Source organism: uncultured Chloroflexus sp., assembly GCF_938091255.1.
Taxonomy (GTDB): domain Bacteria; phylum Chloroflexota; class Chloroflexia; order Chloroflexales; family Chloroflexaceae; genus Chloroflexus.
In genome coordinates, this window is the sequence record NZ_CALLJH010000015.1 from 61,662 (window position 1) to 75,426 (window position 13,765).

The 13,765-nt window shown below is 56.6% G+C and carries 10 protein-coding genes and 1 tRNA gene; 3 read left to right on the forward strand and 8 right to left on the reverse strand.

The window, feature by feature from the left end; all coding sequences use genetic code 11:
* Positions 1 to 66: 66 nt before the first annotated feature.
* Positions 67 to 1,416, forward strand: a complete 1,350-nt coding sequence (locus Q1A00_RS06825; RefSeq protein WP_298407393.1) for a hypothetical protein — start codon at positions 67 to 69, stop codon at positions 1,414 to 1,416.
* Between the two features lie 125 nt (positions 1,417 to 1,541).
* Here the strand turns inward: Q1A00_RS06825 and Q1A00_RS06830 are convergent, their stop codons facing one another.
* Positions 1,542 to 2,744 (reverse strand): phosphoglycerate kinase, encoded by a 1,203-nt coding sequence (locus Q1A00_RS06830; protein ID WP_298407396.1) that lies wholly within the window; start codon positions 2,742 to 2,744, stop codon positions 1,542 to 1,544.
* Between the two features lie 54 nt (positions 2,745 to 2,798).
* Positions 2,799 to 4,157, reverse strand: a complete 1,359-nt coding sequence (gene mnmE, locus Q1A00_RS06835) for a tRNA uridine-5-carboxymethylaminomethyl(34) synthesis GTPase MnmE (protein ID WP_298407399.1) — start codon at positions 4,155 to 4,157, stop codon at positions 2,799 to 2,801.
* 9 nt (positions 4,158 to 4,166) lie between these two features.
* Here mnmE and Q1A00_RS06840 point away from each other — a divergent pair, with 9 nt between their 5' ends.
* Entirely contained in the window at positions 4,167 to 5,294 is a 1,128-nt protein-coding gene (locus Q1A00_RS06840) for an alpha/beta fold hydrolase (RefSeq protein WP_298407401.1), read from the forward strand.
* On the opposite strand, the gene Q1A00_RS06845 is transcribed toward Q1A00_RS06840, so the two are convergent.
* The 5 genes from Q1A00_RS06845 to Q1A00_RS06865 all read right to left on the reverse strand — a co-directional run bounded on the left by Q1A00_RS06845 (position 5,212) and on the right by Q1A00_RS06865 (position 12,594).
* Entirely contained in the window at positions 5,212 to 5,805 is a 594-nt protein-coding gene (locus Q1A00_RS06845; RefSeq protein ID WP_298490621.1) for an ATP-dependent Clp protease proteolytic subunit, read from the reverse strand. The genes Q1A00_RS06840 and Q1A00_RS06845 overlap by 83 nt on opposite strands.
* 1 nt (position 5,806) lies before the next feature.
* Positions 5,807 to 7,375 carry a response regulator gene (locus Q1A00_RS06850; RefSeq protein WP_299755875.1) on the reverse strand — a complete coding sequence of 523 codons (1,569 nt, stop codon included), beginning with the start codon at positions 7,373 to 7,375 and terminating at the stop codon, positions 5,807 to 5,809.
* A complete protein-coding gene (locus Q1A00_RS06855; protein WP_299755878.1) occupies positions 7,368 to 10,250 on the reverse strand; it encodes an ATP-binding protein in 2,883 nt (960 codons plus the stop codon). The genes Q1A00_RS06850 and Q1A00_RS06855 overlap by 8 nt, the downstream gene beginning before the upstream one ends.
* Before the next feature lie 63 nt (positions 10,251 to 10,313).
* On the reverse strand, positions 10,314 to 10,688 hold the full coding sequence (locus Q1A00_RS06860; RefSeq protein WP_298407409.1) for a response regulator: 375 nt from the start codon (positions 10,686 to 10,688) through the stop codon (positions 10,314 to 10,316).
* Positions 10,657 to 12,594, reverse strand: a complete 1,938-nt coding sequence (locus Q1A00_RS06865) for a histidine kinase N-terminal 7TM domain-containing protein (RefSeq protein ID WP_298407412.1) — start codon at positions 12,592 to 12,594, stop codon at positions 10,657 to 10,659. Before Q1A00_RS06865 ends, Q1A00_RS06860 begins: the two co-directional genes overlap by 32 nt.
* A gap of 400 nt (positions 12,595 to 12,994) precedes the next feature.
* Between Q1A00_RS06865 and pgsA the strand changes: the two genes are divergently transcribed.
* Positions 12,995 to 13,597 (forward strand): CDP-diacylglycerol--glycerol-3-phosphate 3-phosphatidyltransferase, encoded by a 603-nt coding sequence (pgsA, locus tag Q1A00_RS06870; RefSeq protein ID WP_298407414.1) that lies wholly within the window; start codon positions 12,995 to 12,997, stop codon positions 13,595 to 13,597.
* A gap of 74 nt (positions 13,598 to 13,671) precedes the next feature.
* Here the strand turns inward: pgsA and Q1A00_RS06875 are convergent.
* A tRNA-Met gene (locus tag Q1A00_RS06875) sits at positions 13,672 to 13,746 on the reverse strand.
* Between the last annotated feature and the right edge of the window lie 19 nt (positions 13,747 to 13,765).

Here is a 13,765-nt window from a genome sequence, read left to right on the forward strand (position 1 = left end):
CGGCTGCCCCGCGTCTGCCCGGCACACCGTGCCGAATGCCGCCATAATAAGGAGGAAACAGACTGTATGAGAGGAAGTATCGTTCGCCGCGGCTTGATTGTCGCTGTGCTGGTCGTGCTCTCGACCGCCATCGCCCACGTACAGGCCGCCCCGACGACCTCGCCATCGCAACAGCCACCCGTTGCTCCCACCTACCGCATCTTCGCTACCCGCGAAGGTCTTGTTGGCTACCGCACCGCTAATGGCCACATTATCCAACCACGCGATCGGTTTGTGGCCCTACCCTGCTGGTGCGCGCTCTCTCCCAAAGGCACCGATAAGTTCAAAGTTCGTCTTACCTACAATGGCCGTTCCGTTGTAGTGCCAGTCTGGGATGTTGGGCCATGGAATACGCGCGATGATTATTGGAATCCGAACCGCCGTTACAGCGACCTGCCGGTCGGCATGCCGATGGCCGAAGCAGCCTACTTCCATGGCTACAACGGCGGACGCGATGAGTGGGGCCGGCGGATTACCCTCCCCAATGGGATCGACATCGCTGATGGCACCTTCTGGGACGACCTTGGCATGACGAGGAGCGACTACGTCTACGTCACCTTCCTCTGGCTTGGCGAAGACCCCGGTCCCGGCGATGCGGTAGAGGTTGGCCCAACCCAGTTCACCGATGATGCCGCGCAACAAACAGTCACTGCACCTGAAGGAGCATTTACAGTTGATAATACTGATACCGCCTTCAACCCGATTGGCAAGGATTGGTACGAAGAACGGTGCGGCTTGAACGGCCAACATCAATGGACATACTCCACCACTGACCCGGCTAAAGCGACCACTGCCGCGGCGTGGACTGCGCCAAGCCTCAGGCCCGGTTTCTATGAGGTCAAAGCCTACATCCCAACATGCGGCAATCCAGCCACAACCAGCGCCCGTTATCGGATCAGCCATGCTGGGGCGACGACTGAAGTGACGCTTGACCAACGCTCAGCCAGCGGCCAGTGGGCTTCGCTTGGCACCTATTACTTTGGCGGCGCCGGCAACGAAGTGCCACAGGTCTTCCTCAGCGACCTCTCCGGTGATCGCGGCATGGCCGTGCGCTACGATGCGATCGCATGGGAACCGCGTAGCGATACGACCCCGCCCAACACCCAAATCCTTTCGATTACGCGCGCCGGCAATGGCTTCTTGATCAAGTGGGGCGGTAACGATGATATGACCGGTATCGCCAGCTACGACGTGCAGGTGCGGTTGTTGCCCGACGGCGGTTGGACTGATTGGAAGCGTGAAACGGCTGATCTCAGCGCATGGTTTGGCCCCGATGAGGGCAAACAGTTTGCCTTCCGTGTGCGCGCCCGTGATTGGGCCGGCAATGTCGAGCCGTGGGAAGAGGCTGCACTTGCCGATACCACCAATATTCCATAATGGCGGAGGAACAAGGTGTTGCCGCGTCTCTATTGAACTTGCCGGCGCCACCAATATTCCATAATGGAACCGGGACACGGCGCTGCCGTGTCCCGCCCAATACACTACCGTATTGACCTTATCCGTTACTCGGCGTCTTGCAACGCCGCTACACCGGGCAACACTCGCCCTTCAAGTAACTCGAGCGACGCGCCGCCGCCGGTGCTGACGTGTGACATTTTCTCGGCCAACCCAGCCTGCTCGACCGCCGCGACGCTGTCACCGCCACCGACAATTGTGATCGCGCCGTTGGCTGACGCTTCCGCCATCGCTTGGGCAATCGCCCGTGTACCGGCAGCAAACGGCTCTAGCTCGAATACTCCCATCGGGCCGTTCCAGATTACCGTCCGCGCCGCTCGAATCTCAGCGCTGTACAGCTCAATCGTCTTTGGCCCAATATCGAGCACGCGCCAACCAGCCGGAATGGCGTCAGCGTCAACCACTTGCCGTTGCGCCTCAGCACTGAACGCATCGGCGATCACCACATCAACCGGCAAGAGCAGCCGCGCGCCGCGCTCTTCCGCCTTGGCCATCAGTTGCTGCGCCACCGTGACACTATCCGGTTCCACTAACGAGTCACCGAGATTCAAGCCCTTGGCCAGCAAAAAGGTGTTGGCCATCCCGCCACCGATCAGCAGCGCATCAACCCTGCCGAGCAAATTCTCGATTACACCGATCTTGTCACTGATCTTGGCCCCACCGATAACTGTTACAAATGGTCGCTGCGGATTGCTCAGCGCGCCGCCGATGTAAGCCAATTCCTTCTCCATCAGGAAACCGGCCACCGCCGGCAGATAGTGAGCCACCCCCTCGGTGCTAGCATTGGCGCGATGCGCGGTGCCAAACGCATCGTTGACGTACACGTCACCCAGCTTCGCTAGCTCGGCTGCCATCTGCGGATCATTCTTCTCTTCTCGCGGATCGAAGCGGGTGTTCTCCAACACCAACACCTGACCCGGCTTGAGCATTGCTACTGCTGCTTCGGCTGCCGGACCGGTGATGGCTTCCGTCTTCTTGACCTCAGTCGCTTCCGGCAACAACTCAAACAATCGCTCAACTACCGGACGCAGGCTATACTTCGGATCGGGTTTACCTTTGGGCCGCCCAAGGTGCGACATGAGTACGACGCTCGCACCGTGCTCCAACAGATACCGAATCGTCGGCAACGCGGCCCGAATGCGCGTGTCATCGGTAATCAGACCCTGATCATCGAGCGGTACGTTAAAATCAACCCGCACCAGCGCACGTTTACCGGCCCAATCCACATCGCGGATGGTCTTCTTATTCATGCGCGTTCCTCCTTATTCGCGGTGTAACGGCACAACGTCATTGTAACACAGCACCTACTTCCCAATACAGAACCGGCTAAAGATCACATCGAGCAGATCTTCGCCCACCGTCTCGCCGGTGATTTCACCGAGTGCGTTGGCTGCACCGGTGAGATCAGCCGCCAGCAGATCGAGCGCTGGATCAGCCATCAGGGTCTCTTGAGCGGCACGTAAATATTCGGCTGCGCGGCGCAGAGCCGCACGATGGCGAGGGTTGCTAACCAGATGGGTCGTACCGCTGGCCGGTAGCGTACCACCGAGGAGCGTGGTAGCAATCGTCTTCGCCAGCGTATCGATTCCGTGGCCATAGCGTGCCGAACACGCCACTACTGCCACACAACGCGGATGCGCCGGCGCTGGCGGTGGCGCGCTAGTCGGATCATCGCACTTGTTCCAAACGATAATTGTAGACCGTTCGGCAGTGACTGACAGCATCGCCGCGTCTTCGGCAGTAAACGGTTGCTGGGCATCAAACACTAACAATACCAGATCAGCGCTAGCCAGCGCCGATCGCGCTCGCTCAACCCCAATCTGTTCTACCGGATCATCGCTGACCCGCATGCCGGCAGTGTCGATCAAGACTACCGGTACGCCGGCCAGATTGGCCGTCTCTTCGAGTGTGTCGCGGGTAGTGCCGGGGATCGGCGTCACGATCGCCCGCTCGACCCGCAACAAGGCGTTGAGCAAACTCGATTTGCCGACATTGGGCCGGCCTACTAACGCCACGCGCGCGCCGTTGCGGATCACCATCCCCTGATCAGCCCCGGCCAACAACCGCTCCACCGTCGCTAACGCTTGCGCCACCGGCTCAGCCACCGTCTGCGGCTCGATCCCCTCTTCCGGGAAGTCGATCAGCGCAGTGATGTAGGCCAGCGGTTCAAGTAAGGCGGCCCGCGCTGCCCGCACTTCCCGCGCCAACCATCCGCCGAGTTGAGCTTGCGCCACCGCCAACCCCGCGCTCGTCTGCGCCCGGATCACATCGAGCGTGGCTTCAGCTTGGCTCAGATCGATCCGCCCGTTCAAAAAAGCGCGCATGGTAAATTCGCCGGGATTGGCCAATCGCGCGCCGGCAGCCAATGCCGCCTCAAGCGTAAGCTGTACTGGCAACGCACCACCGTGGCACGAGATTTCAACCACGTCTTCGCGGGTAAAACTGTGCGGCGCGGCCATGAAGGTCAGCAACGCTTCATCAATGACCGCCCCATCAGGCCCGATCACATGCCCATAGCGTACCCGATGGCTGCGCAACCGGCCCGCGCGCGCCGGACGGAAGATTTTCAGTGCAATCGATTGAGCATCCGGCCCACTTAGTCGTATAATACCAATACCCCCCTCACCGGGAGGGGTTGCAATCGCTGCAATCGTGTCACTCATCGAGGTTCCGTGCGTCTGCTGGCTACACTCTTCCGCTTGATCACCCTCTACAATACGCTCGCCAATCTTGCCGGATTACGCGGTCTGAGCTGGAGCGAACGGCTTGCCATCCCGTTGGCGGCGCTGAGTTGGCATCTACCGGCAGCAGGCTGGCCCGTCACTATCGCGCTCTTGATCCCCGCGCTCATCATCCAGCTTGGTTTAGCCACCTTGCGCCGACGCGATCTCAATCCACGCCGGCAGCTCCAGCCGGGAAGTTATTCCGATCGCTACATTAGCCGGCTCGATCTCCCCGCTCGCCACGGCCCGGTGCCGGTGTTGCACATTGTCCCCCGTGGCAGCGCAACGGCAGCGGTACTGGTAACACACGGCTCAGGCTGCGATAAAACCTTTTACGCATGGCGACTCGTTGATGCCTTGGTTGCACGCGGGCTAGCGGTGTTACTGATCGACCTTGACGGCCACGGCGAGAGTCCGCGTCCGCAATCGTTTCCGCAGATGGTTGATAGCGTCACCGATCCGTTGGAATGGCTGCAACAGCGTTACCAACAGATCGGTGCGCTCGGAATGAGTTTAGGCGGTGCAGTGTTGGCCCGCGCTATTGCCAATGGTGCGCCGGTGGATGCGCTCGCGCTGTGGGAAGTGCCACCACGACTGCGACTAACTGCGCGTGAATACCGGCAGGTGCAGATTCGAGAGGCGCTAGCCATTATTCAACCGCGTATGCTCCATCTGTTCCGCGATGGCGCCATTGACCACGTGATCAAGGCGTGGCAGACGAGCGGCATTCGGGCTACAATTGGCACGTGGGATCTCTTTGATGCGCTTGACGTGCCGAGGAGTCTTCGCATGCTGGCGCATCGTCAACCGCCCTTACCTACGCTGATGGTCTATGCTGGCCGCGACGCTATCGTCCCGCCAGCAGCAGCCGCCGAAATCGCTGCGCTGGCTGCCGATTGGGCTGAATATCACCTTCTGCCGTTTGCCAGCCATATCTCGCTGCCAATCGATCTTGCGTGTATCACCCTGACCGCCGATTGGCTCCGCCGGCAGCTCACCGCTGCTGCGGCGTCAAAATCGCATCAATCAAACCATACTCTAACGCCTGCGACGCGGTCATATAAAAATCACGGCTAAAATCGGCTTCCAACCGCTCGACCGGCTGGCCAGAGTGTTTGGCCATAATCTCGCGCAGCAACCGTTGCAACCGCAACATCTCCTCAACCGCAATTTGCACATCCGGCGCATACCCCTCTGCGCCGCCGCCAGCCGGATGCGAATGGATCGTCGCGTGCGGCAAGGCAAACCGCTTCCCCTTCGCCCCGGCGCAAAGCAGTACTGTCGCCATGCTCGCCGCCCGGCCCACGCACACCGTACAGATGTCAGGCGTCACGAGCTGCATGGTGTCGTAGATCGCCAACCCCGCCCGGATAACGCCACCCGGACTATTGATATACATCCAGATATCACGCTCAGGGTCTTGCTGCTGCAACACCAACAACTGTGCCACCACCGACGAGGCCAACTCATCATCAATCGGCTCGCCAATAATAATCACTCGTTCTTTTAGCAAGCGGGAAAAAATATCCCAACTCCGCTCTCCCCGGCTGGTGCGCTCTACAATAGTTGGCACCGGAATGGAAGGCATATCATCCTCTTTCTGATTGATCAACCAGCAAACAACTGCCGGTCATCGTCTTTGACTGTCGCTTCACTATCACTGCTCGCTGCGCAATCTCGTAAGGCTGCCGATAGTGTGATGGCGCTACCGGCACAACTGCAATCGAGACACTCAGCAATGCACAACGGTATGGACGACCTTGCCGGTCGTGACCGAATATATAGCCTCGCTCGCGATCCTCTGCTGCATAAAAGTAGGGGATCGTCGCGTCAAAGCGCTTGATCATTTCTTGACCAAGGCGTTGCGCACGTTCCAACGTCGTTACTAACACAAAATCATCACCGCCGAGATGGCCAAGAAAATCGTCCGCTTCGCCATACCAATGCACGATGTCAGCCAAAAGCCGGGCCGTATGCACAATCACCGCATCGCCCTTAAAAAATCCGTAGTGATCATTATACTCTTTAAAATGGTCGAGATCGATATACGCCACCGCAAACGGTTGCTGCTGCACCAGCCGTTCGTGAATGACTCGTTCAATCACGATATTACCGGGCAACCGTGATAGCGGATTCACGCTGCTATCCCGCTCACTCCGGCGCAAAATCGAACGGATCCGCGCTGCTAATTCCGCTGCACTGCACGGTTTCACGATATAGTCATCGGCGCCTAATTGCAAACTCCGCACCTTTTCATCCAGTGCGCTGACCGCAGACAGCAACACCACCGGCGCCAACCGCGTCGCCGGCGTAGCGCGCAGGGTATGCAATATCTGCAAACCATCGCCATCAGGCAACAACCGATCGAGCATGACAAGATCGAAATGCTGCGTAGTCGCCAATTGCACCGCTGTCGCACTATCCGCTGCCGTCACGACCACAAACCCGGCATCGGTCAATTGTTGACCAAGCGTAACCCGAGTCTCCGCTTCATCATCAACCAAGAGAATCCGTGGCATCCCCCGCTCATACTGATGCGCGGTCAACAAGCGCTGCACTTGATTAAGCAGCGGTTGGCTCAGATCGAGTAGCGGCACGGTGCCGCCAACTAATGGGTGGTGGCTCGCCACCGCCGCCGCAACCTCGCGCGTTTCCGGATCGGTACGGGCAATCTGGACACAGGTAGGCGGATCAATGTCCGTGATTTCCTCAGCTATCACCAGCAAGCGAGGCCGACGGCGACGGGCAAGATCAAGGCCAGCGGCCCCAGTCGTTACGCGCTGCACATCTAAGCCCGCTTCAGCCAACGTCTGCGCAAGCCCATCAAGCATCGCCCCACCCACCAGCACTGCCAATCCCGGGCCGATTGAAACGACTGGCGCCGACACTGACTGTGCCGGCATCGCCGGCTGATACGCTTCAATTGGTACCCGCGCAACGATCATATCGCCTTCCATCTGCAACCGGCCCGTTAAGAGTTGGCTAAACTGGCGCAAGCGGGCTGTCGATCGCTGCAACGAGCCGATCAAGTTGCGTAATCGCTGATCATCACTTTGCCCATAGTGATGCGCCAGCAAGTCTACTGCGCTCTGTAACGCCGTGAGTGGTGATGCAAGCTGATGGATAAACTTTTCCACTTCGGACGGAGCCTTATTCATCATCATCCTTACGTGTCTGCATAACGGATGTCAACGTGGCGATAAGACGCTCAGCCGTAACCGGTTTCTCGAGAAAACCGCACGCGCCAAGATTGAATGCTTGCGCCGACGCATCAGGCCCCAAGTCGTTGGCGGTCAAAATCACAACCGGGATCGTCGCTGTATCCGGCTGCGCCCGTAACCGCTGCAACACCTCCAAACCGTCCATACCGGACATACGTAGATCAAGCAAAACTGCATGCGGTCGCGAATGCTGCGCTAACTCTAGCGCTTCAATCCCATCACTGGCCGCTAACACCCGCATGCGGTGCCGCTGCAAAATACGCATCAACACCGTCCGCACATTCGGATCATCATCAACTACCAGCACCAGCGGCTGCGGTTCGGCAAGCTGGCGGCGAATTTCGGCAATAACGTCTTCAACCGGGCTATCAAACGACAAGACACTGGTATTACGCAGGCGGCTCGACACTGGCACCTGACTGATCACGATCATCGGCACAATCCGGTAAAGCGGAACTGCGCGGATTTGACTGATTCGATCATCGAGATTGCCAGAGTCGATTAAGACCAGACATGCCGGCTGGCGCGCTGGTGTAGCGACATTAATGTCATCCGCCTGTATCTGGATCACGTGCCAGTCGGGATCGGCTTCTAACGCAGCGCGTAGTTTGGCGACCCACGGATGAGCACCGTCGGCAACGATAATCAGCGGGAGTTGACTTGCAACCGGTTGCGGCTGCACTTTCGCCACCGGCACTGTAAAACTGAACGTACTCCCCCGGCCAAGATCACTATCAACCCAAATCTTGCCACCGTGTAGTTCAACTAACTCCTTCGAGATAGCCAACCCCAGTCCAGAACCGCTTTTTTCGCGATTGATCGATTGGTCGAGTTGGTGAAACTTTTGAAACAACCGCATCTGATCGGCACGGGCAATGCCGGGCCCCCAATCGCGCACGCTAAAGCGCACGACGTTCTGCTCGTGGGTGGCGCTCAACAGCACCTGCTGTCCTTTCGGTGAAAACTTGATCGCGTTCGACAACAAGTTGATCACTACCTGCACAATCCGATCGCGATCGACTTCCACCAATGGTAAATTGGACGGCACGTTCAGCGAAATGGTCACGCCATACTGGCGCGCGAACGCTCGCAGTTCCTCCACGGCGCTCCGGCCGATCTCGATCGGTGCAATCGGCTTCGGCTGCAACCGCAACCGTCCCTGCTCGATCTTCGCAATATCAAGCATATCATTCACCAGCCGAATGAGCCGTTCAGTATTTGCCAGCGACACTTGCAGCATTGAGCGTACCGGCGCGGCGAGATCAGGAGCAAGCCCGGGCTTGCCCCGCGCAGCATCACCTAACACCAGTTGCAGTGCCCCCTGAATACTGCTGAGTGGCGTCCGCAGTTCATGCGATACGGTTGAGACAAAATCGTCCTTCAGGCGCTCAACTTCACGCTCGCGCGTCACATCGCGGAAGATCAAGATTCGTCCTAAATACTGCTCACGCCGATTAATCACCGGCGCTGAAAAGCAGTGCAACCGGCGCGCCTCTGGCCAAATCACCTGAAACTCTTCATTAGCGCGGTCGGTTTCTGAACCTAGTAGTTGCCCCAACCAGAATGTCAAGCGAGTACTATTGGCAAAAACTCGGCCAAAAATAAGTAACAGGTCATTATACGACCGGCCCTTAAGATCATGCTCGGCCACACCAAAGAAATAGCAGGCTCGCCGATTGACCATCACAACTCGGCGCTGAAGGTCAATCATAATAATGCCATCGTTGGTCGTTTCCACCACTGCCTGTGCCCGATCAAGCTCGATCCGCAAATGCTCAAAGAGCCGGGTATGCTCAATCACCGCGCCAATTTGCCGCGCCCATAGGCGCAGCCACTGCACCTGCCGTTCGCTGAAACGATTGCTTGGCCACGGCGCTAACTGCACAACACCAGCCTGCCATCCACCGACGACGATCGTCAGTGAAAGTACACCGGTAATAGCATACGAACGCAGAAATGCGTGTAATGTCCCGGGTACCGGTGATTGAGAATAATCTATTGGCAGATAAGCGATTTCCTCGTCTGACTCGAGCAATGACGCGGCCAACGTTTGCATCTGCTGACCAAGCTCGTGTTGCCATAGCTGGTGAAGTACGGTTGCAAAAGCCGGCAACGATGCACTAGTCGTCACCGTCTTTAACTCAAGCCGGCTTGCTTCATCATTGTAGAGATAGAGCGCACCGGCTGCGGCGCCAACGGCGCTCACTAGTTGCTCTAGCGCGACCCCAATCAGTTGATCGGGGGTATGGGTGTAGAGTAAGGCGAGATCGACGAAAGCATCCGTCGGCAGCGGTTCGGCTTTATGCATACCGTCGGCATAATCAAACCGTGTCTGAGCATAAATGGCATCATCGGCTAGAAATTGCAACACGCCGACGTATTCATGAGCAACGAGTGCATTCCATCCACAGATGCACAGACCCTGCAACGTGCCGTGGGACACGAGGGGCAAGAAAACAATCTGCGTTGGCGGCTGTTCAGGCCAGATCGCATGGGTCAATGCCAAGGCCAGCGGTGTTGATTGTCGATCAGGTGTAAAGAGCAGCGGTTGCCGCAACAACCGCAAATCATGCATCAAGTAGTGTGGAATACTAATCTGTTGCGGAGCCACACTTGCGACTGGATCGGTCTGATCGTCAAACCGCTGCAATTGATCGCTTTCAGGCTCAAGTCGATAGATCAACGCCACCTTCGCCATAGCAAGGCTGCGTGCGCCATCAAGCAATACCTGCCATACGACCTCACGCGACGGGGCGCGATACATCTGCCGGCACAGGATGGCTAGAAGGGCTGATCGATCAGGTAATTCCACGACCATGTACACCTGTTCACTTGAACACCGATGCTTAGCCTAGCGTATGGCAGCATGCGATTATCAACACTCGCCAGCGAGCACTGATTGAACTTTCTCCACCAGTGCAAACACATTAAATGGTTTTTCAACCCAACCGCGCACTGAAGATGGCAAGTGTTGCGGCAAATCCCGCACTCTGGGGCTAGCCGTGAGCAAGACGATCGGTATCTGGCGCCAAACCGGATGGTACTGTAACCGCTGACACAGCTCTAATCCATCCATCTGCGGCATCATGACATCGATCAACAAGAGATCAAAGGTCTGACATGCAAGTTGCTCCAACGCTTCAAAACCATTATTCGCGATAACGACGGTATAATTTGCGTCTTCGAGCGCTATGCGCGTGATCAGTTGCAGATCGATCTCATCTTCGGCCAGTAGAATTTTCGCACTCATGTTCTTCCATTAACAAGATTTGGCGCGCGACCTCTTCAATCGCAATCCGCTGCTTCCGGTAAAAATCTGACTCGCTCATAGCAAGGCGATGAGCGACATCACGCACCGTCTGCCGGCGCAAAAATCGCCCTTCTAACAGATTGTACAATAGCCACTCCTGCGCCGAAGGATCGATCTGATCATCGGGTCGCAAATTCGCGATCGCTTGCCGCAATACGGCCTGCAAAGCCTTGGTCGGGCTACCGCCTTGCTCGGCAAGTACCCGCCGCACACTACGCAAGCCAAGCAATGGGCTGTCTGCCAGCTTTGGCCCGCCCCAAAATTGCGTTAATGCCTCTTTGACCAGTTGCGGAAAATCGGGATGGAGCACGATGTCATCCTCGATCGTGCTTAAGGTACTCGGTGTCGCTTGCTCTAAGCGTGAACTGAGTTGTTGCAACGACTGCATCTCTGGCGCTAACCCACGCAGCGCATCAAAAATTTGCCGCTGCATCTGCGCCGTTGTCAGCGCCAACTCGATTTGATGAGCCAACCCGGTTACCATGCGTCGCATCTCGGTCGACATCCCACCGTTGCGTTGCAATTGTTCGGGTGTAGCCTCAAGCCCGATCGCACCTAGGAAGACACCATCGGGACTACGCAACGGCAATAAACAAAATGACCCGATCACCACAAACGATCCGCTATCCAGACTAGCGCTGGCATCATAAGGCATCGCATCAAGCTGCGGTATCAGGTTGGCAATTGGATGTTCGGTCACAAACCGGCGCACTTCACGGCGCGATCCCCATAAGGCTTTGACGCTAAATCCATCTTCTCCCGGCGCGATCACAAAGCCTGTTTTCACTCCCAAGGGGTTACAGATTGCGACTAATGAGTTTTCGAGTAACGCCCGCAGATCGGCTCGGGTAAACATATTGCGCGGCAAGTTGCGCAAATAGTCGATCTCAGAATGATCTTGGCGATAGATCAGAGCGTCAAGGTATGGTTTGGCCTGCGTCACAAAGATCGGCATTAAGACTGTCATCACCATCACCCCAAAGGTGATGAGCGTCTCCTGTGGTAAGCCAAGTTGCTGGGCAATGACCGGCACCGCCTGAATAAACAGGATCGTAGCTATGCCGACGAAGGGGCCATATAACCACCACCGGACAAAATCTTGCTTGATTAGCCGCTCAGGGATGAGCATGCCCTGAAACGCCACAGAATACGTCATGACCGTGACCATCACAATCACGATGACGCTAGCAATTGCCTGTAACGCTAGTATTAGGCTGATTGGCGCAGCGCTAGGGGAGGCAATGAGTAAAAACGGGAAGACGCCAATCCCGGGCGCGGCAAATGTCGCGCTCAGATAACTCAACCGCCGGCGCTGCGATGGCGTTAATGCCAAGCGACGCACGGTTAGGATGGCGATCAGCGCAGTTGTCGCTGCCACAACAAAGAAGACGACGTAAAACCAAAACAATGGCCCGGCTTGAAATTGGGCGACAGGGCCGCTTGGCATCCCAGTGTGAATCACCAAATTTGTGCCAAGCGCAACCAGAAGAAAGATGATAATACTGCCTAGATATGCTAAATACACGCTGCGCCGCCAGCGTTGGGCGAGAGTGTTAGCATTGCCAAACGCTAACAAGGCATTCGCAAAGTGAATATAACCCGCCGGAACCAATACAATGCCCAACCATTGCGCCCTGCCCAGAAATTCAACCGTTTCCGGACGTTGCGCGCGGGCCAGCAACAAATCGCCGCTGTAGGCGATGATGACTCCAGCTAACAAGACACCAAGCGCGCGCACAATATCGCTACGCCAGTTTTGCAGCACAATGTAGGCCAATAATGAAAAGCTGACAATCAATACTGCCGCAAACAGTACTTCGTTGATTCGTTCAAGTAGTGTGACCATATCGGTATGCGTCGCAGTTCATGCAACTACCACAAAGTACCAGTTTCTATTGCAACAATCATGACCTGCATAGAATAAACGAGGTGGTATCAGGTTACGCACTCGCATCTTTAATATTGAAGGTAAAGACGTTGCACAGCAACGTCTCTTCTCCAAACAATGACATCGCTCTTCACCCACCTCGCGCTGCGGCAATAGTCGCTAGGTTGCGATCAGTTTTCGGCGACAAACCGTTTGGCTCACTAAGCGACTTTGTTTGCCGGCCACGATGATTGATCTGAATTATACCATGGTAGGTAGCAAGGGATTCATTTTTGCCAAAATTATGTCAATAAAATATTAGAGGCCCAGTGTGCTATAATCGAAGTGCAGAGTAAGGCGTAGATCCGAGTAGGAAACCATGCGACAGCTTCCCAATCTGCTGGGCCTTTTCCGTATCATTGCGACGCCGATTCTGGCAGGGCTGGTGCTAGTTGCAACGCCAACCGCCTATCTTAGTGCGGCGTTCTTGCTGTTGTTGATGGCGTTGAGTGATATGGCCGATGGCCGGCTGGCTCGCCATCTGAAGGTGGTGTCACCCCTTGGCATCTTTATCGATACGATTAGCGACAAGATCTTCGTTGCTGGCGTCCTTATACCTATGATTGAGGTTGGGCTGCTGCCGTCATGGGTTGCCCTCACGATCATTGTTCGGGAATTTGTCGTCTCTGGGCTCCGTTCATTCGCCGCTGCCGAAGGGGTTGTCATTTCGGCTCGTCGCTTTGGTAAGCAGAAGCTCGTGATTACGGTCGTGGCGCTGATCTGGCGACTCCTTGCTGCCCACGCTGAAACCGGCGGCTTCCTCGGACTACTCGCCGGTGGCTTGCTCATCCCGCTCCTCAACCTCTGGCCCATCCCAATGGCGCTTGCCCTTATCTGGACGATTGGCTCCGGGATTGAATATCTCTGGCAAGCGTGGCCGCTGCTGCGCCGTGGGTGGTCACCTCGACCTTCAGAACGATAGCGTATTCGTCAAGATATGTTGCCCGCTAAACACTCTCACCCCCGCCGGTATACCGGCGGGGGTGAGGGTAAGATTGGTAGCGGCGGCAGGATTCGAACCTGCGACCTTCGGGTTATGAGCCCGACGAGCTGCCACTGCTCCACGCCGCGTCAGAGCAATGGGGGAACT

Excerpts from the sequence above, each read along its gene's own strand:
- Q1A00_RS06860 (WP_298407409.1), bottom strand. The coding sequence starts at position 10,688 with ATGAGTGCGAAAATTCTACTGGCCGAAGATGAGATCGATCTGCAACTG.
- Q1A00_RS06830 (WP_298407396.1), bottom strand. The coding sequence starts at position 2,744 with ATGAATAAGAAGACCATCCGCGATGTGGATTGGGCCGGTAAACGTGCG.
- Q1A00_RS06850 (WP_299755875.1), bottom strand. The coding sequence starts at position 7,375 with ATGAATAAGGCTCCGTCCGAAGTGGAAAAGTTTATCCATCAGCTTGCA.
- Q1A00_RS06845 (WP_298490621.1), bottom strand. The coding sequence starts at position 5,805 with ATGCCTTCCATTCCGGTGCCAACTATTGTAGAGCGCACCAGCCGGGGA.
- Q1A00_RS06825 (WP_298407393.1), top strand. The coding sequence starts at position 67 with ATGAGAGGAAGTATCGTTCGCCGCGGCTTGATTGTCGCTGTGCTGGTC.
- pgsA (WP_298407414.1), top strand. The coding sequence starts at position 12,995 with ATGCGACAGCTTCCCAATCTGCTGGGCCTTTTCCGTATCATTGCGACG.
- Q1A00_RS06865 (WP_298407412.1), bottom strand. The coding sequence starts at position 12,594 with ATGGTCACACTACTTGAACGAATCAACGAAGTACTGTTTGCGGCAGTA.
- mnmE (WP_298407399.1), bottom strand. The coding sequence starts at position 4,157 with ATGAGTGACACGATTGCAGCGATTGCAACCCCTCCCGGTGAGGGGGGT.